The organism is Teichococcus aestuarii (assembly GCF_003116135.1).
In the GTDB taxonomy this organism is placed as follows: domain Bacteria; phylum Pseudomonadota; class Alphaproteobacteria; order Acetobacterales; family Acetobacteraceae; genus Pseudoroseomonas; species Pseudoroseomonas aestuarii.
Window position 1 is genome coordinate 196,732 of the sequence record NZ_PDOA01000004.1, and the last position, 24,270, is coordinate 221,001.

Sequence of the window (24,270 nt, forward strand, 5' to 3'; positions counted from 1 at the left end):
CGATGCTGCGTGTTGAGAACATCGATCTCTTCTACGGCGCCAGCCGGGCGCTGCGCGGCGTTTCCCTCGGTGCCGATCCTGGCTCCATCACCTGCGTGCTGGGGCGCAACGGGGTCGGCAAGTCGTCGCTGATGCGCGCCATCGTCGGGCTGGAGCGGATCAGGGGCGGGCGGATCGTCTGGGAGGGGAAGGACGTCTCCACCCTCTCCGCCGCCGACCGGGCGCGGGCCGGCATCGGCTACGTGCCGCAGGGGCGGGAGATCTTCCCGTTCCTCACCGTGCGGGAGAACCTGGAAACCGCGCTGGCCGCCGCACCGCGCGGCGCCAAGGTGCCGGACGACATCTTCGAGCTGTTCCCGATCCTGAAGCAGTTCCTGCGGCGGCGGGGGGGAGACCTCTCGGGCGGGCAGCAGCAGCAGCTCGCCATCGCCCGCGCGCTCACCGCCCGGCCCCGCCTGCTGATCCTGGACGAGCCGACCGAGGGCATCCAGCCCAATGTCATCAAGGACATCGCCCGCGTCATCAGCCTGCTGGCGCGCAGCCGCAACATGGCGGTGGTGCTGGTCGAGCAGTATTACGAGTTCGCCCGCGAACTGGGTGACCAGCTCGCCATCATGGTGCGGGGCGAGGTGGCGCTCTCCGGCCTTTCCGGCTCCCTGGAGGAGGAGGCGGTGCGGCGGCTGCTGACGGTGTAAGTTCTTCTTTTTCTGAAGAAAAAGAAGCAAAAAGACTTTTCGAGTTTGGGGTGCGCCGGCTGCATGCGCACCGCCAAACGGACAAAAGTTTTTTGGTTCTTTTTTCCAAAAAAGAACCCCTTCCTTCTCCCGGCTTCCCTGGCAACTGAGACATGCTATAGCAGTTGCCGTGCAAACCCTCCTGCTCTCCGCCGACGATCTGGCCTCGCTCGCCACTCGCGTCTATGTGCGGCTGCGCGATGCCATCGCCGAGGGGCGGCTGGCGGCGGGGGAGCGCCTTTCCGAGCGGGGCCTGGCCGAGAGCTTCGGCGTCTCGCCCGCCCCGGTGCGGGATGCGCTGCACCGGCTGGAGGCGGAGGGGCTTGTCACCACACTGCCGCGGCGCGGCAGCTTCGTGGCCGATCTCGGCCCGGCCAAGCTGCGCCAGATGGGCCGGCTGCGCGCCGCGCTGGAGGGGGTGGCCGCGGGCTTCGCCGCCGAGCAGGCGACGCCCGCCCAGGCCGCGGCGCTGCGCCGCCGCCTGCACGCCGTGCGCGACGCCACGGAGGCCGGCGACCTCGCCGCCCTGGCCGCCGCGAACGATGCGCTGCACGCCGCCATCCTCGCCATCGCCGACCATGCCGTGCTGGCGCGCCACCTGGAGGCGCTGCGCGGCTACGACCATGTCACGCGCCGCCGCATCCTCGCGGCAGCGCCGGAGGAACCGCGCCGGGCCTTGCGCGAGCACGCCGGCATCGTCTCCGCCATAAGGCGGGGGGATGCCGCGCGCGCCGAGGCGCGGATGCGCGCGCACACGCTGCGCTCGCTCAGCCAGATCGTGGAGGACACCAAGCCATGACCACCCCCGTTCCCGACCGCGTGCGGAAGGCCCTCTCGGGCATTTCCGGCATCCTCGTCACGCCCTACGATGCCGAGGGCAATCCGGCGCCGGAGAAGCTGCGCCCGATCATCGCGCGCTGCGCCGCGGCGGGCGTCGATGGCCTTACCGTCAACGGCAACACCAGCGAGTTCTACAGCCTCTCCTTCGCCGAGGCGGAGCGGATGCAGGCCGAGGTGCCGGCGCTGGTCGAGGGCCGCGCCATCGTCATCGCCGGCATCGGCCGCAGCGTGGTGGAGGCGGAGCGGCTGGCCCGCCGCGCGCCCAAGGATGGCGCCGACGCCATCATGATCCACCAGACGCCGGACCCCTTCGTCGCCCCGCGCGGCGTGGTGGAGTATGTGCGCCGCATGGCCGATGCCTCCGGCCTGCCGGTGGTGCTCTACCTGCGCAATGACGGCATCGGGCTGAAGTCCATCGAGGAGCTGTGCCGCATCCCCGGCGTGGCCGGCGTGAAGTGGGCGACGCCGAACGTGATGACGCTGGCGCACGCCATGCGCATCGTGGGTGACCAGGTGAACTTCATCTGCGGCCTGGCCGAGCCCTGGGCGCCGCCGATGACGGCGCTCGGTGCGCGCGGCTTCACCTCCGGCCTGATCAACGTGGCGCCGGAGCGGTCCGTGACGATCCGCGATGCGCTGGCGCGGGGCGACTTCGCCACGGCCAATGCCGAGATCGCCGCCATTGCCGGCTTCGAGGCGCTGCGCTCCGAGGAGCAGAACGGGACCAATGTTTCCGTCGTCAAGGAAGCGCTGAATCTCACGGGGCACGATGTCGGCCCGGCGCGCCCGCCGGCCGCGTGGCCGCTGGCGCCGGAGTCCCACGCCCGCCTGCGCGCCCTGCTGACGGAATGGGGCGTGCTCAAGGCTGCCGCCGCGTAAACGGATGTGGGGGTCCGGGGGAACTCAGTTCCCCCGGCGGGGCGAGGGGCAGCGCCCCTCCCTTTCTTTGTCTTACATGGTCGCCCCGATCGGCCAGGGCGCGAATTCCGCGCCGCCGAAATCGTAGTTCTCGCTCTTGGTCCGCTCGCCCGAGGCCACGCGCAGGATGAGCTGGAAGATGCGCTCGCCGCATTCCTCGACGCTCTCGCGCCCGGAGAGGATGGTGCCGCAGTTCACGTCCATATCCTCCTCCATCCGCTCATACATGGCCGAGTTGGTGGCGAGCTTGATGGAGGGTGCCGGCTTGCAGCCGAAGACGCTGCCGCGCCCGGTGGTGAAGCACACCATATTGGCGCCGCCCGCCACCTGGCCGGTGGCGGCCACCGGGTCGTAGCCCGGCGTGTCCATGAAGACGAAGCCCTTCTCCGTCACCGGCTCCGCATAGTCATAGACGGCGGTGAGGTTGCTGGTGCCGGCCTTGGCCATGGCGCCGAGCGACTTCTCCAGGATGGTGGTGAGGCCGCCCGCCTTGTTGCCGGGGGAGGGGTTGCTGTTCAGCTCCGCCTGGCCGCGCGCCGCGTATTCCTCCCACCAGCGCATCAGCCCCACCAGCTTCTCGCCGACGTCGCGCGAGGTGGCGCGGCGGGTGAGCAGGTGCTCGGCGCCGTAGGTTTCCGGCGTCTCGGAGAGGATGACGGTGCCGCCATGCCGCACCAGCAGGTCCGAGGCATGGCCCAGCGCCGGGTTGGCGGTGATGCCGGAATAGCCGTCCGAGCCGCCGCATTGCAGGGCGATGGTGAGGTGGCTGGCCGGCACCTCCTGGCGGTGCACCTGGTTGGCCTCGGCCAGCACCTCGCGCACGAAGGCGATGCCGGCCTCGACGGTCTTGCGGGTGCCGCCCATGGACTGGATGTCCATGTTGCGCAGCCGCCCGGCGAGGTTCTGCTCCTCCAGCAGCCCCGAGATCTGGTTGACCTCGCAGCCGAGGCCGATGGCGATGACATGGCTGAAGTTCACATGCCGCGCATAGCCCGCGAGCGTCCGGCGCAGGATGCGCAGGCCCTCATTGTCGCCCATGCCGCAGCCGGTCTTGTGGGTGAGCGCCACCACGCCATCGACGTTGGGGAACTCGGCCAGCGGGTCGCTGCCGGTGAAGGGGTTGCGCTTGAAGGCGTCGGCGATCAGCGAGGCGACATGCGCCGAGCAGTTCACGCTGGTGACGATGCCGATGTAGTTGCGCGTCGCCACCCTTCCATCGGGGCGGAGGATGCCCATGAAGCGGGCGGGCTCGGGCACGTAGAGCGTCGGCCGGGCGTCCACGCCCCAGGCATAGTCCTTGTCGAACTCGCCCATGCCGCAGTTCTGGGTGTGCACCCACTCGCCGGGCGCGATGGGCTGGGTGGCGAAGCCGATGATCTGCCCGTAGCGCTTCACCGCCTCGCCCGGGGCGTGCGGGCGCAGCGCCACCTTGTGCCCGGGCGGGATGCGCGCGCGGGTGACGACGTTCGGCCCCACCGGAGTCCCCTCCGGCGCGGCGCGGCGGGCGATCAGCACGCTGTCCTCGGGGTGCAGGCGGATGAAGGGCGTGTCGGCCACGGTGTCCATGTGCGTTTTCCTCCAGGGGGAGGACAGTCTAGCGCAGACGACAGGCTTGCGAAGCTTTTGTGCCGCAAGGCATAATGTCATCATACAACAAAGCCGGAGCGCCTGGAGGCGCCCGATGGGGGATGGAATGATCCGTGGCTTCCTGGCGGCCGCCACCATGGCCGCCTGCGCGCTGTTCGGCGGCACCGCCGAGGCGCAGCAGCGCCTGCGCTGGGCGCATGTCTACGAGACGGGCGAGGCCTACCACACCGAGGCGCTGTGGGCCGCCCAGCAGATCAAGGAGCGGACGCAGAACCGCTGGAACATCGAGGTGTTCGCGGCCAGCGCGCTGGGGAACGAGCCCACCATCAACCAGGGCCTCTCGCTCGGCACGGTGGACATCATCTACACCGGCGTGGCCTTCGCCGGCGCCACCTACAAGCCCATTGCCATCAGCAACGCGCCCTACATCTTCCGCGACTACGGCCATTTCGCCGCCTACCGGCAGAGCGAGCTGCTGCGCGACCTGATGGCGGGCTACGACAAGCAGACCGGCCACCGCTCCGTGGCGCTCACCTACTACGGCGCCCGCCACCTGACGGCCAACCGCGCCATCACGAAGCCCGAGGATGCGCGGGGCATGAAGCTGCGCGTGCCGCAGGCGCCGCTGTTCCTGATGTTCACCCGCTCGATCGGCGCCAACGCCACGCCGATCGCCTTCGCCGAGGTGTATCTCGCCCTGCAGCAGGGCACGGTCGACGGGCAGGAGAACCCGCTGCCCACCATCCAGGCCAAGAAGTTCTACGAGGTGCAGAGCCACATCATGCTCTCCGGCCACATCACCGAGAGCATCCTGACCATCGTCGGCCGCGCCACCTGGAACTGGCTGAACGAGGCGGACCGCAAGGTGTTCGAGGAGGTGCTGCGCGAGGCGGCGACGCGCGCCAGCAAGCAGATCCGCGACGCCGAGCTGAGCCTGCCGGACTGGTTCCGCCAGCAGGGCAAGACCGTGCTGGAGCCGGACCGCGCCGCCTTCCGCGCCGCCGCCATGCCGCTGCACAACGACCAGGCCGCGGGCGCGGGCTGGACGAAGGAGCAGTATGACCGGCTGCAGGCCATCGCCTCGGCCACCAACTGAGAGGAGGGCCGGGGAGCGGGACTCCTCCCCGGCCTTTGCTGCCCTCAGGCGCCCGGCGCGTACTTGATGGCGCAGCCGTAGTTGCGCGTCACCGCCCGCTCCACCGGCCGGCCGTCGGCGACGGCCAGCATGGCGTTCCGCGCCAGCGGCTCGGCCTTCGGCACGTCCTCGGCGCGGTTGGAGGCGATGCTGTCGATGCCGCCCATGTAGCGCAGCAGCCCCTCGCCATCGATGACGTACATGTGGGGCGTGGTGGTGGCGCCATAGGCGCGGGCCATGCGGCTCTCGGGGTCGAGCAGCACGGCGGCGGGGGCGGCGCCGCGCTCCGTGGTCAGCCTCCGCGCGCCGGCGCCATCCACATGCCCCTGCTCGCCGGGCGGGGAGGAGATGACGGACAGCCAGACCAGCCCGCGCTCGGCGGCCTGCTTCTGCAGGGCCTGCATGTTGTTGCTGCCGTAGTGCTTCCGCACGAAGGGGCAGTCATGGTTGGTCCACTCCAGCACCACCACCTTGCCGCGGAAGTCGGCGAGGCGGCGCATCGTGCCGTCCTGGTCGGGGGCGGCGAAGTCCGGCGCGGGGGCGCGGATGACGGGCGCGGCCTGCGCCAGCCGGGGCAGGGCCGGCATCAGCACGGCGCCGAGCGGGATGGCGAGGGTGGCGCGGCGGGACAGGAACTTGGCCATGGTCGGTCACTCCATCGTCGAGAGGGGGCGTCGGGAGCCCGGTCAGCCCGGAGGCAGCGCCTCCAGCACCAGGGCTTCGGTGAGGATCTGCGGCAGCAGCGCGGGCTCGCCGCCGCCGGGCGGGTAGACGAGGTAGAGCGGCACGCCCTCCCGCCCGAAGCGGCGCAGCACGGCGGCGATGGCGGGGCCGCCATCGGTCCAGTCGCCCTTGAGGTAGGCGACGCCGCGCCGCGTGAAGGCGTCGCGCACCGCCTCCGAGTGCAGGGCGACGCGCTCGTTCACCTTGCAGGTGATGCACCAGGCGGCGGTCATGTTGACGAAGACGGGGCGGCCCTCGGCGCGCAGGGCGGCCAGCCGCGCCTCCGACCAGGGCTCGGCGCCCGGTTCGGCGGCGCTGGCGCGGGTGCCGGCGCTGGCGGCGGGTGCGGTGGCCAGCGCCGGCAGCAGGGCGAGCGCCGCCAGCAGCGCCAGGGCGGCGCCGCCGCGCCCGGCCAGCCGGCCCCGGCCGCCGCGCGCCAGCTGCGCCCGGCCCAGCGCCCAGGCGGCGAAGCCCACGGCCAGCCCTCCGGCCAGCGCCGCCGCCAGCCCTTCCGGCCCGACCTGCTGCGCCAGCACCCAGAGCAGCCACAGCGCGGCGGCATACATCGGGAAGGCCAGCAGCTCCTTCAGCCGCTCCATCCAGGCGCCGGGGCGGGGCAGCCGGTCGGCCAGCCCCGGGGCCAGGGCCAGCAGCGCGTAGGGCGCCGCCATGCCGAGCCCCATGGCGGCGAAGACGGCGAGGGTGGCGGCGGGCGGCATCAGCATGGCGGCGCCGATGGCGGCGGCCATGAAGGGGGCGGTGCAGGGGGTGGCCACCAGCACCGCCAGCCCGCCCGTGGCGAAGCTGCCGAGATGCCCGCCCCGCGCCGCGACACCCGAGCCCAGCGCCACCGGCCCGCCGAGCTGGAACACGCCGGAGAGGTTCAGCCCCACCGCCAGCATCAGCCAGCCCATGCCGGCGACGAAGGCGGGCGCGGTGAACTGGAAGCCCCAGCCCGCCACGCCGCCGGCCGCGCGCAGCGCCATCATCACGCCCGCCAGCGCCAGGAAGGAGAGCACCACGCCGCCCGTGTAGCTCAGCGCATGGCCGCGCACCGCGCCGCGCGCCGCGCCGGAGAGGCGCGCCACCGCCATGGCCTTCATCGCCAGGATGGGGAAAACGCAGGGCATCAGGTTCAGGATCAGCCCGCCCAGCGCCGCCCAGAACAGCGCCTGCCACAGCGGCAGCCCGGCGCCGAGGCCCGCCCCCGCGCCTGCCCCGGCCAGCGGCGGCGGCACCGCGCCCGGCGCGGCGGCGATGCTGTAGGCGCTGCGCGTGCCGCCGGCATCGGTCAGCACCAGCACGCCCTCCAGCGGGCCGGCCGGCAGCGGCGCCGCGCCGCGCGGCAGGCCGAGGCGCAGCCCGCCCTCGGCGAGCTGCACCGGCTGCGGCGCGGCATGGTCCAGCACGCCCCATTCGCCGGGGAAGAAATGCGCCTCCTTCACCAGGGCGGGGGAAAGGTCCGGCCCCTCCAGCCGCAGCGCGCCCTGCGGGCCCTCGAAGCCCAGCGCCGTGTTCCAGGGGGAGGGGCGGGGCAGGGCGGCCTCGGCGGCGCGGAAATCGGCGGCAAGGGCGGGGTCGGGGCGCGGCGCGGCCTCCACCGGCAGGTCGAGGCGGAACACGCCCTCCTCCGGGATGCACACCTTCTCGCAGACCAGCCAGCTCGCCTGCGCCTCGATGGTGAAGACATCGCCCGGCCGCAGCGTGGCGGGCGGCGTCACCGTCAGCGGCAGCAGCACCGCGTTCTCGTAGCCGTAGTTCACCAGCGGGCCGAAGGGGATGCGCTCCGGCGCCGGCCATTCGAAGCCGGTGGCGCTGGCGCCCTCGGGCAGGGTGAAGGCGATCTCGGGCGGCGTGCCGGCATCGCCCGGATTGCGCCAGTAGGTGTGCCAGCCCGGCGCCAGCACCTGCCTCAGCCCGAGGCGGAAGGGCTGGCCCGGCGCCACCGCGTCCAGCGCGGAGGCCAGGGTCATGCGCGCGCGCTCGGAGCGCGTGGGCGTGCTCTCCAGCGCCCGGACCTCCGGCGCCAGGGCGGGCAGGGCCAGGGAGAGCAGGGCCAGCAACGGGGGCAGGGCGCGCAACATGAAGGGAATGAAACCTTTTCGCGGTGCCGAAGGAAAGGGCGTCGCGGTAACGAAACGTGTCGCGCCGCGCCGCTCAGCCCTCGCGCGGCTGCATATAGGCCTCCACCTCCGCCCCTGTCAGGGCGCCGGCCGCGAAGCCGAAGCTGCCCTGGTCGCGGATCTCCACCGCCGCGCGGTGCAGCGCGCCGAGCGCCGTGCGGGCCAGCGAGCCGCCGAGGCTGATGCGCCGCACCCCCGCCGCGGCCAGCTCCGCCACGGTGAAGGGGCGGCCCACCAGCCCCATCACCACATTCACCGGGAAGCCTTCCAGCGCCTCGCAGACGGCGCGGATCTGCGCCAGTTCGCGCAGGCCGGGGGCATAGAGCACCTCCGCCCCGGCGGCGGCGAAGGCCTGCAGCCGGGCGATGGTGTCGTCCAGATCCGGGCGGCCGTGCAGGAAGTTCTCCGCCCGCGCCGTCAGCACGAAGGGCAGGGCGCGCGCCACCTCGGCGGCGGCGGCGATGCGCTCGACCGCGTGGCGGAATTCATAGATCGGCTCCGCCGGGTCGCCGGTGGCGTCCTCGATCGAGCCGCCCGCCAGCCCGGCCTCCGCCGCCGCCCGCAGGGTGCGGGCGCAATCGTCCGGGGCGTGGCCGAAGCCGTTCTCCAGGTCGGCCGAGACCGGCAGGGTGGTGGCCGCGACGATGGCGCGGGCATTGGCCAGCGTCTCCGCCAGCCCCGCCGCGCCATCCCGCCGGCCGAGGGAGAAGGCCAGGCCGGCGCTGGTGGTCGCCAGGGCCGGGAAGCCAAGGCCGGCCAGCAGCCGGGCGCTTCCGGCATCCCACGGGTTGGGCATGACGAGGGCGCCGGGTTGCGCGTGCAGCGCGCGGAAGCAGGCGACCTTGTCCTCGCGGGTGGGGTGCATGGGGTCGTTCCTCCGGTGAGGTGGTTATTGTTCTGGTAATGTTCCATCGGCGTCAAGCGGGGAAAGCCAGGGTGCCTGCCCGCCTCCATGGTGAGGCCCGAACTGGCCGCCACCCGCCGCCTTGCGCTACAGGCAGGGCATGGATGCCCTGCCCGAGCTGCCCGTCTCCGAAGCCCTGCCGCGTTTGCTGGATGCGCTGCGCGCGGGCCCGAACGCCGTGCTGGTGGCCCCCCCCGGCGCCGGCAAGACCACGCTGGTGCCCCTGGCGCTCCGCCACGAGCCCTGGGCGAACGGACAGAAGATCGTGGTGCTGGAGCCGCGCCGCGTCGCCGCCCGCGCCGCCGCACGCCGCATGGCGGAGCTGCTGGGCGAGCCGCTGGGGCAGACGGTGGGCCTCGCCACGCGGCTGGAGCGCGCCGTCTCCGCCGCCACCCGCATCGAGGTGGTGACGGAAGGGCTGCTGGTGCGCCGGCTGCAGACCGATCCCGGGCTGGAGGGCACGGCGGCGGTGCTGTTCGACGAGGCGCATGAGCGCAACCTCGACACCGACCTGGCGCTGGCCCTCTGCCTCGACCTGCAGCGCGGGCTGCGGCCGGAGCTGCGGCTGCTGGCCATGTCCGCCACCATCGAGGCCGAGGGGTTTTCCCGGCTGCTCGGCGGCGCGCCGGTCATCGAGAGCCTGGGCCGGGCCTACCCCGTGGTGGTGCATCACCGCCCGCGTGACCTGAAGGAGCCGCGCGACCTGCCCGAGGCGATGGTCGCCGCCATCCGCGCCGCCCTGGTGGAGCATCCGGGCGACGTGCTGGCCTTCCTGCCCGGCTGGGGCGAGATCCGCCGCACCGCCGAGCGGCTGGGCGGCGTGAAGGCCGAGGTGCTGCCGCTGCATGGCGAGCTGCCCCCCGCCGAGCAGGACCGCGCCCTCAACCCCTCGCCGAACCGCAAGGTGGTGCTGGCCACCTCCATCGCCGAGACCTCGCTGACCGTGCCGGGGGTGCGGATCGTGGTGGATGGCGGCTTCCGCCGCGCGCCGCGCCTCGACCCGGCCACCGGCCTCGCGCGGCTGGCCACACTGCGCATCTCCCGCGCCGCCGCCGAGCAGCGCGCGGGCCGCGCGGGGCGCACCGAGCCGGGCGTCGCCATCCGCCTCTGGACGGAGGCGCTGCACCGTGGCCTGCCGCAATCCGACCGGCCGGAAATCCTGGAGAGCGAGCTGTCCGGCCTGGCGCTGGACTGCGCCGCCTGGGGCAGCGATCCGGCGGAGATGGCCTTCCTCGACCCGCCGCCGGCCGGCATGCTCGCCGCCGCCCGCGCCCTGCTGCGCGACCTCGACGCGCTGGACGGGCAGGGGCGCATCACCGCCATGGGCCGGCGCATGGCGCGCCTCGGCACCCACCCGCGCCTTGCCCGCATGATGGCCGAGGCGGCCGACGCCGAGGAGGCGGCACTCGCCGCCGAGCTCGCCGCCCTGCTGGAGGAGCGCGACCCGATCCGTGGCCGCGAGGCGCCTGCCGACATCCAGCTGCGGCTGGACCTGCTGCACGGCGCCGACGACCCGAATGCCGACCGCGCCGCGCTGGGCCGCATCCGCCGCACGGTCACGCTGCACCGGCGGCGCCTCGGCGTGCCGGGCGGCACGGAGGCGGCGGGCGATGCCGGGCTGCTGCTGGCCGCCGGCTTCCCCGACCGCATCGCGGCCAAGCGCGGCAGCATGGACGGCGCCTTCCGCCTGGCGTCGGGGCAGGGCGCCCGCCTGCCGGCGACCGACCGGCTAGGCAAGGCGCCGCTGCTGGCGGTGGCCGATCTGGAGCTGGCCGGCACCGAGGCGCGCATCCGCATGGCCGCGCCGCTGACCCGCGAGGCCCTGGAGCAGAAATTCCCGGAGCGGCTGGTGCGGGAGGAGGGCGCCGCCTTCGACGCCCGCGCCGGCGCGGTGGTGGCGCGGCGCCGCCTGCGCCTCGGCCCGCTGGTGCTGGAGGAGAGCACCCTGCCGCATGCCGACCCGGCGGCGCTGGCCGCGGCCCTGGCCGAGGCCGCCGCTACCCGCGCCTTCCGCGACCTCGACTGGACCGAGGCCGCCCGCCAGACCCGCGCCCGCATCGGCCTGATGCACGGGCTGGAGCCGGCGGAGTGGCCGGATGTTTCGGACGCCGCGCTCGCCGCCACCGCAGGCGAATGGCTCGCCCCTTGGCTGTCCGGCCTGACGCGGCTGACCCAGCTCAAGGCGCTGGACGCGGTGGCGATGCTGCGCGCCCTGCTGCCGCATGCCCGGCAAAAGGCGCTGGATGCCGCGCTGCCGCCGCGCCTCGCCTTGCCGAATGGCCGCGCCGCCCCCATCGACTATACGGGAGAGGTGCCGCGGCTGGAGGCGCGGGCGCAATGGCTGTTCGGTCTGTCCACATTGCCGCCGCTGGCCGGCGGGCGAATCCCGTTGCAGGTGGCGCTGCTCTCGCCCGCCGGGCGCCCGGTCGCCGTCACGGCCGACCTGCCGGGGTTCTGGCGCGGCGCCTGGGCGGATGTGCGCAAGGACATGCGCGGCCGCTACCCCCGCCACGACTGGCCGGAGGACCCGGCGCGCCCCGGCTGAGCAGCCCCATTGGGCGCAACACCGCGTTCGGCTTATTTTGCCTCCGCCACTCCTGCCCTGACGCCAACCCGCCCTGACGCCAACCCGCCCTGACGCCAACCCGCCCTGACGCCAACCTGCCCTGGGCGCCGCCGGCCCGCCCCCGACCGGCCCGCCGATGAAGGAATGAACACCCCGATGCCTGCCGCCCCCCGCCGCTCCCTCCTTCTCGCCTTCGCCGGCCTCGCGGTGCTGCCGGCCTGCGGGCTGGCGCCCTCCGCCGCCCTGGCGCAGCGCGGCACGGTGCCGGACTTCGCCGACCTCGCCGAGCAGGTGCTGCCGGCCGTGGTGAACATCGCGGTGCTCTCCGAGCAGACCACCACGCAGATCCCCCCCGAGCTGCGCGGCACCCCCTTCGAGCGCTACTTCCGCGAGCGGCGCGGCCGCCAGCAGGTGCAGGGCGCGGGCTCGGGCTTCGTCATCGACCCGGCGGGCTATGTCGTCACCAACAACCACGTGGTGGGCAACGCGGCGCGGGTGGTGGTCTCGCTGCAGGACGGCACGGAGCTGCCGGCGCGCGTGGTGGGCACCGACGAACTGACCGACCTCGCCCTGCTGCGGGTCGAGCCGCGCGCCGCGCTGGCCGCGGTGCCCTGGGGCAATTCGGGCGCCATGCGGGTGGGGCAGTGGGTGCTGGCGGCGGGCAACCCCTTCGGCCTCGGCGGCACCGTCACCTCCGGCATCGTCTCGGCGCGCGGGCGCGAGATCGGCGCCGGGCCGTTCGACGACTTCATCCAGACCGACGCCGCCATCAACCCGGGCAATTCCGGCGGGCCGCTGTTCAACGCGGCGGGCGAGGTCATCGGCATCAACACCGCCATCTACTCGCCCTCCGGCGCCTCGGCCGGCATCGGCTTCGCCACGCCATCGGACCTGGCGCGCGGCGTCATCGAGCAGCTGCGGCGGGATGGCCGGGTGGAGCGCGGCTGGCTCGGCGTGGCGGTGCAGGACATCGGCGAGGAGAGCACCCCGGGCGGCCGCAACCGCGGCGTGCAGATCCAGAGCGTGGAGCGCGGCAGCCCCGCCGCCCGCGCCGGGCTGCGCCAGGGCGACATCGTGACGGCGCTGAACGGCGAGCGGGTGGAGACCTCCCGCGCGCTGATCCGCGGCGTGGCCGGCACGCCGCCGGGCCAGACCATCCGCATGACCTTGCAGCGCGAGGGGCGCCAGCGGGAGATGGCGGTGCAGGTGGGCCGCCGCCCCGGCGGGGCGGGCTGAGGGCAGGGGGGCCGCTGCTCAAACGGAGGTGATTCCCGGCGGCCGAAGCTTGCCGGGATGACATGCGGGAAGGGCTTACCGCCGCGCTATAGTTCCGGAATCGGAACATATAGGCCGCGGAGGCAGCCCTGATGCCCTTGCCAGATTCTTCGCCCGCGCTTCCTCCGCCGCCGCAGGGGGAGATCACCGCCCTGACTGGATTGCGCGGCGTGGCCGCCCTGGCGGTCACCGCCTACCATTTCTATGCCACCCTCGACCCCGGCCTGACCGACCCGCTGCACATGGCGGTGCGGCGGGGCTACCTGATGGTCGACCTGTTCTTCGTGCTCAGCGGCCTGGTGATGGCCATGACCTATGCGCAAGGCTTCCTGGCGGCGCCCGGCCTCGCCGGCTGGAAGGACTTCATGCTGCGCCGCGCCGCCCGCATCCTGCCGCTCTACTGGGCGGTGCTGGCGGGCAGCCTGCTGGTGGCCTGGGCCGCCTATGGCCAGCTCAGCCCGCCGCGCGGCGGCTTCACCGTCAACGTGCCGGACCCGCTGCCGGACATCCTGCTGAACCTGCTGCTGGTGCAGTCCTGGTCGCTGACCCACAGCGCGCTGGTGCCGGCCTGGTCGATCAGCACGGAATGGGCGGCCTACCTGCTGTTCCCGCTGCTGGTGCGGCTGCTGCTGCGGCCGGGCTGGAGGATGGCGCTGCTGGGCCTCGCGCTGGCGGTGGCGATGCTGGCCGCCGCCATCTGGATCACCGCGCATGACGGGCTGCAGCATGGCGGCCCGCTCGATGCCTCCTCGGGCGAGGTGCCGGGGCCGCTGCTGCGCTGCCTGGCGGGCTTCATGCTCGGGATGCTGGGCTTCCGGCTGGCGGGCCATCCCGGCATCGTCTGGCTGGGGAGCGATGGCGCCGCCCTGCTGCTGGGCGGGCTGCTGGCCGTGCTGTGGCTGTTCGGCCCGTCGGACGCGCTGATCTATCCGCTGCTGCCCGCCGTGGTGCTGTGCCTGGCGCTCAACCGCGGCCATGCGGCGGCGCTGTTCTCCTGGGCGCCGCTGCACCGTCTGGGCGTGCTCTCCTACGCCATCTACCTGCTGCACTACCAGTTCGCCGGCGCGCTGCACTGGCTGGAGCAGGCGCTGGGGGCGCGGCTGCCGGCGGGGCTCGGGCCGGTGCTGGCGGCGGTCGTGATCTTTGGGCTGCTGCTGGGCACGGCCTGGCTGGCGCACCGCCTGGTGGAGCTGCCGGGCCGCCGCCTGATACGCGGCCTGCTGCGGCAGCGTGCCGCCGTGGGACCGGGGGGGGCTGCCCGCCTGAGAGGCCAGGGGAAGGGTGCCGGCCCAAGGGGCCAGGGGGAGGGTGCCGGCCCAAGGGGCCAGGGGAAGGGTGCTGGCTCAAGGGGCCGGGGCGTGCCGCGCATGGCTGGCCCGTCCCTGGCCGTGCGAGAAGGGCTTGGTCTGCGAGTTGCGAATGATTATGGATAACTGATCATCCGCTCCCGCTGGAAGGGCCTCCTGTTGACGTTTCTCCGCCAGTTCCGCGCCCCGGCGCTGCCGGGCAGCGCCGCTGCCCGTGCCGAGCCCATCCCCGGCCGCGGCCGGTGAGCGGCGCCACCCTGGCCGTGGCGGGGGCCGCCGCCGGCTACCGCGCCCTGGTGCTGCGCCGCGTGGCGCTGCTGGCGCTGCTGACGGTGTTGCTGATCGCCTCGCTGCTGCTCGACGTCGCCACCGGCCCCTCCCGCCTCGGCCTGGCCGATGTGGCGCGGGTGCTGCTGAACCCGGCCTCGGCCAGCGGCCCCGTCTCCGTCATCGTCTGGGATGTGCGGCTGCCCTATGCGGTGATGGCCGTGCTGGTCGGCGCCGCGCTCGCCCTGGCGGGGGCGGAGATGCAGACGGTGCTGAACAACCCGCTGGCCAGCCCCTTCACGCTGGGCGTCTCCTCCGCCGCCTCGCTCGGCGCGGCGCTGGCCATCGTGCTCGGCGTCGGCCTGCCCTGGGTGCCGCAGGAATGGCTGCTCTCGGGCAATGCCTTCCTCTTCGCCTTCCTCTCCGTGCTGCTGCTGCGCAGCCTCTCCCGCCTGCGCGGGGCGGGGGTGGAGGCGCTGGTGCTGTTCGGCATCGCGCTGGTCTTCGCCTTCAACGCGGCGGTGGCGCTGCTGCAGTTCGTCGCCACCGAGCAGGCGCTGCAGCAGCTGGTGTTCTGGTCGATGGGCAGCCTGGCGCGCGCCACCTGGCCCAAGATCGGCATCCTGGCGCTGGCGCTGGCCGTCGCCATCCCCTTCACCGCCCGCGCCGCCTGGAAGCTCACCGCGCTGCGGCTGGGCGAGGAGCGGGCGCTCTCCTTCGGCATCGACGCCAACCGGCTGCGGGATGGCGCCTTGCTGCGCGTCAGCCTGCTCTCGGCGGTCTCGGTCGCCTTCGTCGGCACCATCGGCTTCATCGGGCTGGTCGGGCCGCACGCGGCGCGGCTGATGGTGGGGGAGGACCACCGCTTCTTCCTGCCCGCCGCGGCGCTGTGCGGCGCGCTGCTGCTCTCGCTCTCCTCGGTGGCCAGCAAGATGCTGGTGCCGGGGCTGATGGTGCCGGTCGGCATCGTCACCGCGCTGGTCGGCGTGCCGGTGTTCGTCGCGCTGGTCTTCACCCGGGGGCGGCGGTCGTGAGGCTGGAGGTCGAGCGGCTCACCCTCGGCTATGGCCGCCGCACCATCCTGGCGGAGGCGAGCCTGGAGCCGCTGCCGGGCGGCGCCATCACCGCGCTGATCGGGCCGAACGGCGCCGGCAAATCCACCCTGCTGCGGGGCCTGGCCGGGCTGCTGCCGGCGCGCGGCTCGGTGCGGCTCGATGGGGAGGAGATGGCCGGGCAGTCGCTGGAGCGGCGGGCGCGGTCCATCGCCTACATGCCGCAGAGCCTGCCGCAGGGCGTGGCGCTGACGGTGATGGAGGCGCTGGTGGGGGCGCTGAAGGCCAGCCCCACCGCCGAGGGCATGCCCTCCGCCCGCGCCGCCGCCGAGCGCGCCCTGGCGCTGCTGGAGCGGCTCGGCATCGCCGAGCTGGCGCTGGTGGGGCTGGACCGTCTCTCGGGCGGGCAGCGGCAGCTCGCCGGCCTGGCCCAGGCGCTGGTGCGCCGCCCGCGCGTGCTGCTGCTGGACGAGCCGACCAGCGCGCTCGACCTGCGCCACCAGCTCGGCGTGATGCGGCTGGTGCGGGAGCTGACGCTGCAGCACGGGCTGGTGACGGTGCTGGTGGTGCACGACCTGGCGCTCGCCGCCCGCTTCGCCGACCGGGTGGTGATGATCGGCGAGGGCCGCGTGCGCGCCCAGGGCACGCCGGAGGAGACCCTGACGCCGGCGATGCTGGCCGAGGTCTATGGCGTCTCCGCCCGGGTGGAGCGCTGCTCGCACGGCCACCTCCAGGTGCTGGCCGACGCGCCGCTCTGAGCCCTGCCGGCGGAGGGCGGGCCGCTGCCGCCCCTATTCCTCGCTGCGGCCGATGCTGAGGCGGTCGATGCGCCAGCCGCGGCGTTCCAGCACGCGCAGCGTGTAGCGGCCCAGCGTGATCTCGGTGCCCACCGACGGGATCCCCCGCGCGCGGGCGATGGCGAGGCCGCCGGCGGTGCTGGCCTCGTCCTCCGGCAGGTCCCAGTCCAGCGCGTGGTTGATCTCGCGCAGGCGGGCGTCGCCGCGCACCTCGACGATGCCGTCCGCGTCGTTGTCGGCGATGATCGCCTCGCCGCGCTGGGCGATCTGCCCGACCACCACCTCGACGATGTCCTCCAGCGTCACCAGACCGCGGATGGTGCCGTACTCGTCCACCACCAGCGCCATCTTCGGCGTCATGGCGCGGAAGGCGTGCAGCTGCTCGCGCAGCGGGCGCATCTCCGGCACGAAGCTGGCGGGGGCGGCGAAGCGCTTCAGCTCCGGCGCGCCGCCCTCCTTGCGGGCGGCGGCCAGCGCGTGCAGCGCGGCGCGGGCATCGACGATGCCCAGCACCTCCTCGCCGCGCCGGCGCCAGAGCGGCATGCGGCTGTGCGGCGCGGCCAGCAGCCGCTCCAGCACCGCCTCGGGCGGCGCGTCGGCGTCGAGCGCCTGGATGCGGGCGCGGTGGGTCATCACGTCGCCCACCGTCAGGTCGTCCAGCGCCAGCACGCCGCGCAGCATGCGGCGCTCCTCCTGCGCCGCCGCCTCCGCGTCGCCGCGCTCATCGGTGCCGTGCAGCTCGATGGCGCCGAGCAGCTCCTCCTCGCCGCGCCGCGCCTGCACCTGCGAGATGCCGAACAGGCGGAACACGTGGCTGAGCAGCCAGTTCACCGCGCCGCCCAGCGGCCCCAGCAGGCGCATCACGCCGCCCAGCAGCGGCGCCGCCGCCAGCGCCGTGGCGTCCGGCCGCTGCAGCGCATAGGTCTTGGGCAGCACCTCGGCGAAGATGACCAGCACCACCGTCATCGCCAGCGAGGCATAGACCACCCCCTCCTCGCCGAACCAGGCGATCAGCAGGCTGGAGGCCAGGGCGGTGGCGGTGGTGTTGACGAAATTGTTGCCCACCAGCAGCGCGGCCAGGAAGCGGTCCTTGCGCTCCTGCAGCCGGGCCAGGGTGGTGGCGCGGCGGTCGCCTTCCTTCACGCGGCGGGTGATGAAGGCCCGGCTGGCGGCGGTGATGGCGGTCTCGCTCCCCGAGAACAGGGCCGAGAGAACCAGCAATGCCAGAATCGCTCCCAGCATCGCCCAACTTGCCACGTCCATCGCTTCCTGGCGTCCTTTCCGCAGGGTGGAGCCCTGCACCTGCCAGAGCGCGGGGGCTGGATGCAAGCACCGATGGCGCGGGGCACGGATGGCGATGGCCCAGGGAGGGGTTGCGCAGGCACGGAGATCGCGGCTGCCCTGCCGCGCCTGCTCTGGCGTGGCGGCGCGGGCCGGGGCATGTTGGCCGGCCCGGCGCGCCATGATGGGGCCCCCCGCTTCCGCGGGGCCGGCGCGCCGCGACAAGGAGCGCAGCACCATGCGAATTCTGCTGGTGGAAGATGATGCCGAGGTGGGCCGCTTCGTGAGGAAGGGGTTGCAGGAGGCCGGGCACACGGTCGAGCACACCACCAACGGGCGGGATGGCCTGTTCATGGCGGCGGGCGAGAGCTTCGACCTGCTGGTGCTGGACCGGATGCTGCCGGGCGGCGTCGATGGCGTGCGCCTGGTGGAGACGCTGCGCGGCCAGGGCAACCACACGCCCGTGCTGTTCCTCTCGGCCATGTCCGGGGTGGATGAGCGGGTGAAGGGGCTGAAGGCGGGCGGCGACGACTACCTGGTGAAGCCCTTCGCCTTCGCCGAGCTGCTGGCCCGCGTCGAGGCGCTGGGCCGCCGCCCGGCGGTCGACGCGCCGGCCACGCGGCTGAAGGTGGCCGACCTGGAGCTCGACCTGCTCTCCCGCACCGTGACGCGGGCGGGCAAGAAGATCGACATCCAGCCGCGCGAGTTCCGCCTGCTGGAGCACCTGATGCGCCATGCCGGGCAGGTGGTGACCCGCACCATGCTGCTGGAGAAGGTGTGGGACTACCATTTCGACCCGCAGACCAACGTGATCGACGTGCATGTCTCCCGCCTGCGGCAGAAGCTGGACAAGGGGCAGGACAGGCCGCTGATCCACACGGTGCGCAACGCCGGCTACATGATCCGCGCCGAGCCGTGAGCACCACGCCGTGCCGTGACCGCCCGGCCATGACGGGCGCCTGATGCCCCACACCCGCCGCCGGCAGCAGCATCCGGGGCCGCTCTGGCGGCTGCTCTCCTCGGCCGGCTTCCGCTTCGCGCTGCTGTTCGCGGTGGTGTTCCTGGCGGCGGGGCTGGCCTTCGCCGGCGTGCTCTGGTGGGGCACCGCCGGCACGCTGGAGCGGCAGACCGATTCCGCCATCCGCGCCGACGCCATGGCGCTGGCCGAGCGCGGCCGCGACTCCGGCCTGGCCGTGCTGGCCGAGGCGGTGGAGGAGCGGCTGGCGCTCGATGCCGAGGGCCTCTCGATCTACCTGCTGCTCGACCCTGCCGGGCGGCGCCTGGCGGGCAACCTCGCCGCGCTGCCGCCGCCGCGCCCGGGCGAGAGCTCCTGGTACCGCCTCAGCGTCGACCATGACGATTCCGGCCCCGGCGAGGCGCGGCTGCTGGTGCTGGACCTGCCGGATGGCAGCAAGCTGGCGGTGGGCCGCGAGGTGAGCGAGAAGCAGCGCCTGCGCGACCTGCTGACCGAGGGGCTGGCCTGGGCGGCGGGGGCGGCGCTGTTCTTCGCCCTGCTCGGCGCGCTGCTGATGCGGCGGGCGCTGGAGCGGCGGCTGACGCCGGCCACCACCACCGCCGCGCTGATCGCCGGCGGCGACCTCTCGCAGCGCGTGCCGATCTCGCTGCATGACGACGAGTTCGACCGGCTGGGCGCCAGCATGAACGCCATGCTCGACCGCATCGCCCACCTGATGGACGGGGTGCGCGGCGTCTCGGACGCCATCGCGCACGATCTGCGCACGCCCATCGCCCGTGCCCGCAACGGGCTGGAGGAGGCGCTGCTGGAGGAATCGGACGACCCGGCGGTGCTGCGCGGCGCCATCGAGCGCGGCATCGCCGACCTCGACAACGTCACCCGCGTGTTCCAGGCCGTGCTGCGAATCGCCGAGGTGGAGGCGGGCGCCCGCCGCGCCGCCTTCGCGCCGCTCGACCTCTCCCTGCTGCTGGCCGACGCCGCCGAGCTCTACGGCGCCTCGGCCGAGGCCCGCGGCCAGACGCTGAACACCGATTGGCCGGCGAGCCTGCCCCTGGTGGGCGACCGCGACCTGCTGCTGCAGGTGGTGGCCAACCTGCTGGACAACGCGGTGAAGTTCACCGTCCCGGGCGGCAACATCACGCTCTCCGCGCAGCGCGAGTCCGAGTGGGTGCTGGTGCGGGTGGCCGATGAGGGCCCCGGCCTCTCGGCGCAGGACCGCGGCCGGGTGGGGGAGCGGTTCTTCCGCGCCGATTCGGCGCGCACCACGCCCGGCTCGGGGCTCGGCCTCTCGCTGGTGCGGGCGGTGGTGCAGCTGCATGGCGGGGCGCTGTGGTTCGAGGATGCCGGCGGGCCGCCGCAGCGGCCAGGGCTGGCCGTGCTGTTCCAGCTTCCCGCCAGCCCCCTTTCCGCCAATGCCCTTTCCGCTGGCGCCCTCTCCGCTGGCGCATGACCCATGCTTCATGCCGCGCCCATCGCCGGGCAGGGGGGACGCTCCCAGATTGGCGGCCATGTTCCTCCGCCTTCCCTGCCTGCTGGCCATGCTGCTCTCCGCCATGCCGGCCGCCGGCGCCGAGCTGCGGCTGCTCTCGCCGGGGCTGGCCTACTGCGATGAACTGGCTGCCCGCTTCTCGCGCCTGCCAAGAACCCGCCAGGACGCCGCGCGCGGCCTTGCCCTGGAAGGCAGGCGGCTGTGCGAGGCAGGGCATGTCCGCACCGGCGTGGCCAAGCTGCGCCGGGCGCTGCGCGCGGCCCAAGACCTTTCGCCAATGCCCAAGCCGTCCCATCCCTGAGCGCGCGGCCCCTGGCCGGCCGGCCCGGGCGCCATGATCCGCACGGCCCTGGCGGGGGCGGGCGCGCTCTGCGCCGGCATCGGGCTGGCGCGCTTCGCCTATGTGCCGCTGTTTCCCGCCATGGTGGCGGCGGGCTGGGTGGAGGGCGGCGAGGCCGGGCTGCTCGGCGCCTGCAACCTCACCGGCTATCTCGCGGGGGCGCTGGGCGGGCGGGCGCTGGGGCGGCGCCTCGGCGTGCCGGCGGCGCTGGATGCCGGCATGGCGCTGGTGGTGCTCTCCTTCCTGGCCTGCGCGCTGCACGGGCCGGGCCTGGGCTGGCTGCTCTGGCTGGCGCTGTGGCGCGGTCTGGCGGGGCTGGCGGGGGGCATCCTGATGTCGCTGGCCGGCCCGGCGGTGCAGGCGGTGCTGCCGCCCGCGCGGCGCTCGGCCGCCGCCGGGCTGGTGGTGGCGGGCATCGGCGCGGGGGTGGTGCTGGGGGCGCTGGCGGTGCCGGCGCTGGTGCCGGGCGGGCTGCCGCTGGCCTGGGCGGGGCTGGGGCTGCTCTCGCTGCTGGTCTGGCTCGGGCTGCGGCGCCACTGGCCGGCGCCGCCCGCCGCCGAGACCATGCGCCTGCCCACCGGCCAGGCGGTGCCGCGCGCCGGCGCGCTGCTGCTGGCCTACCTGCTCTCGGCCACCGGCATGGTGCCGCCGATGGTCTATCTCGCCGATCTCGGCGTGCGCGGGCGCGGGCTGGAGGCGGCGGCCACGGCGCTGCTCTGGGTGCTGTTCGGGCTGGGCGCCGCGGCGGGCACGCTGCTGGGCGGGCGGCTCGCCGGCCGCATCGGCGGGCGGCGGACACTGACGCTGTGGATGGCCGTGCAGGTGGCGGCGCTCGGCCTCTGCCTGCTGCCCGGCGCCGGCGCGGTGCTGCTGGCGGCGCCGTTCTGCGGCTTCGCCGGGGTCGGCGCCAGCGCCGTGGCCCTGGCGGCGGCGCGCGAGATCGGCGGCCCCGCCGCCGGCATCCTCTGGGCGCGGGCCACGGTGATCTACGCCCTGGCCCAGGCGGTGACCGGCTTCGCCCTGGCCGCGCTGTTCCACGCCACGGGGGACAGCCACGCGGCGGTGTTCGGCGCCGGGCTGCTGGCCTCGGCGGCGGCGCTGGCGGTGGCCTGGGCGGGGCAGCGCCTCGCCTGATCGTGCGGGGCAGGGCGCTTCCCGGCCGGGCGACCGCCGCCCAGTCTCTCGCCATGGCAGATCCGTTCGACCTCGACCGCTTCGTCCAGGCGCAGGCGCCGGTCATCGACCAGGTGCGGCGCGAGCTGGCGGCGGGCCAGAAGCGCAGCCACTGGATGTGGTTCGTCTTTCCGCAGCTGCGTGGCCTCGGCCACAGCGGCATGGCGCAGCGCTATGGCATCGCCTCGCTGGCGGAGGCGCGGGCCTATCTGGCCCATCCCGTGCTCGGCCCCCGGCTGCGGGACTGCGCGGCGCTGATGAACGCCGTGCCGGGCCGCTCGGCGCACGACATCCTGGGCAGCCCGGACGACATGAAGTTCCAGTCCAGCATGACGCTGTTCGCGCTGGCGGCGCCGGCGGAGCCCGCCTTCGCCGCCGCGCTGGACCGGTTCTACGGCGGCGCCCGCGACGCGCGCACCCTGGCCGCGCTCCCCCCGGAAAACTGACAGAAAGAAGATGGGGGTCCGGGGGAATTCCTTCCCCCGGCCTTCCCTGTCACGCAAACATCGGCCGCACATCCCGGAGCGGCTGCCAGGCCGGCTTGCCATCCTTGTCCACCAGCACCGAGCGCACCCCTTCGGCGAAGTCCGGGTGCCGGGTGACGCTGCGGGTCAGCACCAGCTCCTGCTCCAGGCAGCCGGGCAGGTCGAGGCTGGCGCCGCGCTCCAGCAGCTCCAGCGTCACCGCCACGCTGGTCGGCGAGACGCGGGCGAGGATGGCCTGCTGCTCGCGCGCCCAATCCGTGGCTTCGGCCTGCAGCGCCGCCTCGATGCCGGCGCGGTCCGCATGGCCGAAGCAGCGCTCGATGGCCGGGCGGAGGGCGGCGATGCGCCCCTCCGGCACGGCCTCGGCGAAGCGCTCCACCGCCGCGGCGTCGCCGCTCTCCAGCAGGGCGGCGCGGAGCGCGGCCAGCTTCTCGCGCGGCACGAAATGGGTGGCGAGCCCGGCCTCCACCGCCTCGGCGCCCTTCAGCCGGGCGCCGGTGAGGGCGATCCAGCGCCCCATCGCACCGCTGGGAGAGCCGGGCAGGCGCGGCAGCACGTAGCTGGTGCCGACATCGGGGAAGAGCGCGATGGCCGTCTCCGGCATGGCCAGCAGCGCGTGCTCGGTGACGATGCGGTGGCTGCCATGCACCGAGACGCCGAGCCCGCCGCCCATGCACACGCCGTCGATCAGGCTGACCCAGGGGCGCGGGAAGGTGGCGATGCCGGCATTCACCGCGTATTCGCGGGTGAAGAAGGCCTCCACCGCCTCGAAGCGGCCGTCCAGCACGTCCTGCCGCACCTGGCGGACATCGCCGCCGGCGCAGAAGGCACGGTCGCCGGCGCCTTCCAGCAGCACCATCCGCACCTCCGGCGCGTCCCGCCATTCGGCGAGGGCGGCGGCGAAGCCGTCGATCATGGCGAGGTCCAGCGCGTTCAGGGCGCGGGGGCGGTTCATGGTGAGGTGGCCCACGGCGCCCTCCCGCCGGATGATCAGGCTGGCTTCGGCTTGGGTCATCGACGATCCTCCGTTCGGTTGTGCGGCGCAGGGTCGCGGCATGGCGCGCGGTTGACAACCCGCCCGCCGGCGGGAATGCAGCGCCGGAGGGTACAAACAGAGGCGCAGGGCACGGGGGATGAACAGGATGGCGGAGCCGCTGGTCCGCTTCGAGGGCGTGCGCAAGGCCTATGGCGCGGCGGCCTCCGGCTATGCCGTGCAGCGGCTGGACCTGGAGGTGGAGAAGGGCGAGCTGCTCACCCTGCTCGGCCCTTCCGGCTCCGGCAAGACGACGACGCTGATGCTGCTGGCCGGCTTCGAGATGCCGAGCGAGGGGCGCATCCTGCTCGGCGGGCGGGACATCGCGCGGCTGCCGCCGCACAGGCGGGGCATCGGCGTGGTGTTCCAGTCCTACGCGCTGTTCCCGCACATGAGCGTGGCGGAGAACGTGGCCTTCCCGCTGGAGGTGCGCGGCGTGCCCAGGGCCGCGCGCGCCGAGCGGGTGCGGAAGGCGCTGGCCATGGTGCGGCTGGAGAGCTTCGGCGAACGGCGGCCCACCCAGCTCTCGGGCGGGCAGCAGCAGCGCGTCGCGCTGGCCCGCGCCATGGTGTTCGAGCCGCCCATCGTGCTGCTGGACGAGCCGCTGGGCGCGCTGGACAAGGCGCTGCGCGAGGAGATGCAGTACGAGATCCGGGCCCTGCACCAGCGCCTGGGCCTGACCATGATGTATGTGACGCACGACCAGCAGGAGGCGCTCACCCTCTCGGACCGCATCGCCGTGTTCGAGGGCGGGCGCATCCGCCAGCTCGCCGCGCCGCGCCGCCTCTACGAGCAGCCGGAGAACGCCTTCGTCGCCGGCTTCGTGGGCGAGAACAACCGGCTGCCCGGCGTGGTGCGGAGCGCACCCGAGGGGGAGGGGCGGGACCGCGCCATCCGGGTGATGCTCGACAGCGGCACCGAGGTGCTGGCGCGCCCGGTGGATGCCGGCGCGCCCGGCAGCCGCTGCCTCGTCGCGGTGCGGCCGGAGCGGGTGGCGGTGGCCGCCATCCTCGCCTCCGAGATGGGGGAGGATGCGCTTTCCGCCCGGCTGGTCGAGGTGATCTTCCAGGGCGACCATGTCCGGCTGCGCCTGAGCCTGGGCGATGGCGCCGAGGTGGTGGCCAAGCGCCCCGTGGGGGCGGGGATGCTGCCGGAGCCGGGCACGCTGGTCTCGGTGGCGTGGGACCCGGCGCACGCCCACGCCTTCGCCGCGGAAGGCTGAGAGGCGCGGCGGAGGCCTTTGCCCTTCAACCCCTTCGCGTCCT

Annotated in this window: 21 protein-coding genes; 15 read left to right on the forward strand and 6 right to left on the reverse strand. The window is 74.1% G+C overall.

All coding sequences use genetic code 11. The features are described 5' to 3' along the window. Positions 1 to 2: 2 nt before the first annotated feature. The 3 genes from urtE (at position 3) to CR165_RS08790 (ending at position 2,453) form a co-directional block, all read left to right on the forward strand. Complete coding sequence (urtE, locus tag CR165_RS08780; protein WP_109516594.1) at positions 3 to 695, forward strand: urea ABC transporter ATP-binding subunit UrtE; 693 nt, start codon at positions 3 to 5, stop codon at positions 693 to 695. 169 nt (positions 696 to 864) lie between these two features. Next, a complete protein-coding gene (locus CR165_RS08785) occupies positions 865 to 1,533 on the forward strand; it encodes a GntR family transcriptional regulator (protein ID WP_109516595.1) in 669 nt (222 codons plus the stop codon). Beyond that, positions 1,530 to 2,453: a dihydrodipicolinate synthase family protein gene (locus tag CR165_RS08790; RefSeq protein ID WP_109516596.1), complete on the forward strand. Its 924-nt coding sequence runs from the start codon at positions 1,530 to 1,532 to the stop codon at positions 2,451 to 2,453. The genes CR165_RS08785 and CR165_RS08790 overlap by 4 nt, the downstream gene beginning before the upstream one ends. 72 nt (positions 2,454 to 2,525) lie before the next feature. Here CR165_RS08790 and CR165_RS08795 read toward each other — a convergent pair whose 3' ends face one another. Beyond that, positions 2,526 to 4,058, reverse strand: a complete 1,533-nt coding sequence (locus CR165_RS08795; protein WP_219929711.1) for a UxaA family hydrolase — start codon at positions 4,056 to 4,058, stop codon at positions 2,526 to 2,528. Positions 4,059 to 4,173: 115 nt separating this feature from the next. Here CR165_RS08795 and CR165_RS08800 point away from each other — a divergent pair, with 115 nt between their 5' ends. Further along, entirely contained in the window at positions 4,174 to 5,175 is a 1,002-nt protein-coding gene (locus CR165_RS08800) for a sialic acid TRAP transporter substrate-binding protein SiaP (protein ID WP_245906276.1), read from the forward strand. Positions 5,176 to 5,219: 44 nt separating this feature from the next. Here CR165_RS08800 and CR165_RS08805 read toward each other — a convergent pair whose 3' ends face one another. The 3 genes from CR165_RS08805 to CR165_RS08815 all read right to left on the reverse strand — a co-directional run bounded on the left by CR165_RS08805 (position 5,220) and on the right by CR165_RS08815 (position 8,925). Beyond that, entirely contained in the window at positions 5,220 to 5,858 is a 639-nt protein-coding gene (locus CR165_RS08805; protein WP_109516598.1) for a redoxin domain-containing protein, read from the reverse strand. A gap of 42 nt (positions 5,859 to 5,900) precedes the next feature. Further along, on the reverse strand, positions 5,901 to 8,021 hold the full coding sequence (locus CR165_RS08810; protein ID WP_181378067.1) for a protein-disulfide reductase DsbD family protein: 2,121 nt from the start codon (positions 8,019 to 8,021) through the stop codon (positions 5,901 to 5,903). Positions 8,022 to 8,094: 73 nt separating this feature from the next. Then, positions 8,095 to 8,925: an isocitrate lyase/PEP mutase family protein gene (locus CR165_RS08815; RefSeq protein WP_109516599.1), complete on the reverse strand. Its 831-nt coding sequence runs from the start codon at positions 8,923 to 8,925 to the stop codon at positions 8,095 to 8,097. 139 nt (positions 8,926 to 9,064) lie between these two features. On the opposite strand from CR165_RS08815, the gene hrpB reads away from it, so the two are divergent. The 5 genes from hrpB to CR165_RS08840 all read left to right on the forward strand — a co-directional run bounded on the left by hrpB (position 9,065) and on the right by CR165_RS08840 (position 16,189). After that, positions 9,065 to 11,509, forward strand: a complete 2,445-nt coding sequence (hrpB, locus tag CR165_RS08820; protein WP_109516600.1) for an ATP-dependent helicase HrpB — start codon at positions 9,065 to 9,067, stop codon at positions 11,507 to 11,509. A 177-nt stretch (positions 11,510 to 11,686) separates the two neighbouring features. Further along, on the forward strand, positions 11,687 to 12,766 hold the full coding sequence (locus CR165_RS08825) for a S1C family serine protease (RefSeq protein ID WP_109516731.1): 1,080 nt from the start codon (positions 11,687 to 11,689) through the stop codon (positions 12,764 to 12,766). A 131-nt stretch (positions 12,767 to 12,897) separates the two neighbouring features. Continuing rightward, positions 12,898 to 14,238 (forward strand): acyltransferase family protein, encoded by a 1,341-nt coding sequence (locus tag CR165_RS08830; RefSeq protein ID WP_109516601.1) that lies wholly within the window; start codon positions 12,898 to 12,900, stop codon positions 14,236 to 14,238. 116 nt (positions 14,239 to 14,354) lie between these two features. Further along, positions 14,355 to 15,413 carry a FecCD family ABC transporter permease gene (locus CR165_RS08835; protein ID WP_109516602.1) on the forward strand — a complete coding sequence of 353 codons (1,059 nt, stop codon included), beginning with the start codon at positions 14,355 to 14,357 and terminating at the stop codon, positions 15,411 to 15,413. After that, the gene (locus tag CR165_RS08840; RefSeq protein ID WP_109516603.1) at positions 15,410 to 16,189 is read left to right on the forward strand and encodes an ABC transporter ATP-binding protein; all 780 of its coding nucleotides are present in this window, start codon (positions 15,410 to 15,412) and stop codon (positions 16,187 to 16,189) included. The genes CR165_RS08835 and CR165_RS08840 overlap by 4 nt, the downstream gene beginning before the upstream one ends. A 33-nt stretch (positions 16,190 to 16,222) precedes the next feature. Here CR165_RS08840 and CR165_RS08845 read toward each other — a convergent pair whose 3' ends face one another. After that, positions 16,223 to 17,470, reverse strand: coding sequence for an HlyC/CorC family transporter (locus CR165_RS08845; protein WP_245906278.1), 1,248 nt, complete (start codon positions 17,468 to 17,470; stop codon positions 16,223 to 16,225). A gap of 277 nt (positions 17,471 to 17,747) precedes the next feature. Between CR165_RS08845 and CR165_RS08850 the strand changes: the two genes are divergently transcribed. The 5 genes from CR165_RS08850 to CR165_RS08870 are packed head-to-tail and all read left to right on the forward strand — an operon-like array spanning position 17,748 to position 21,933. After that, positions 17,748 to 18,428: a response regulator transcription factor gene (locus CR165_RS08850; protein WP_109516732.1), complete on the forward strand. Its 681-nt coding sequence runs from the start codon at positions 17,748 to 17,750 to the stop codon at positions 18,426 to 18,428. Positions 18,429 to 18,471: 43 nt separating this feature from the next. Further along, the gene (locus CR165_RS08855; protein ID WP_109516605.1) at positions 18,472 to 19,935 is read left to right on the forward strand and encodes a sensor histidine kinase; all 1,464 of its coding nucleotides are present in this window, start codon (positions 18,472 to 18,474) and stop codon (positions 19,933 to 19,935) included. 58 nt (positions 19,936 to 19,993) lie between these two features. Continuing rightward, the gene (locus tag CR165_RS08860) at positions 19,994 to 20,275 is read left to right on the forward strand and encodes a hypothetical protein (RefSeq protein WP_109516606.1); all 282 of its coding nucleotides are present in this window, start codon (positions 19,994 to 19,996) and stop codon (positions 20,273 to 20,275) included. 33 nt (positions 20,276 to 20,308) lie between these two features. After that, on the forward strand, positions 20,309 to 21,448 hold the full coding sequence (locus CR165_RS08865) for a YbfB/YjiJ family MFS transporter (RefSeq protein ID WP_109516607.1): 1,140 nt from the start codon (positions 20,309 to 20,311) through the stop codon (positions 21,446 to 21,448). A gap of 53 nt (positions 21,449 to 21,501) precedes the next feature. Continuing rightward, complete coding sequence (locus CR165_RS08870; RefSeq protein WP_109516608.1) at positions 21,502 to 21,933, forward strand: DUF1810 domain-containing protein; 432 nt, start codon at positions 21,502 to 21,504, stop codon at positions 21,931 to 21,933. A 49-nt stretch (positions 21,934 to 21,982) separates the two neighbouring features. Here CR165_RS08870 and CR165_RS08875 read toward each other — a convergent pair whose 3' ends face one another. After that, a complete protein-coding gene (locus CR165_RS08875; protein ID WP_109516609.1) occupies positions 21,983 to 22,987 on the reverse strand; it encodes an enoyl-CoA hydratase/isomerase family protein in 1,005 nt (334 codons plus the stop codon). 127 nt (positions 22,988 to 23,114) lie between these two features. Between CR165_RS08875 and CR165_RS08880 the strand changes: the two genes are divergently transcribed. Continuing rightward, entirely contained in the window at positions 23,115 to 24,227 is a 1,113-nt protein-coding gene (locus CR165_RS08880; protein ID WP_109516610.1) for an ABC transporter ATP-binding protein, read from the forward strand. The last annotated feature ends 43 nt before the right edge of the window (positions 24,228 to 24,270 follow it).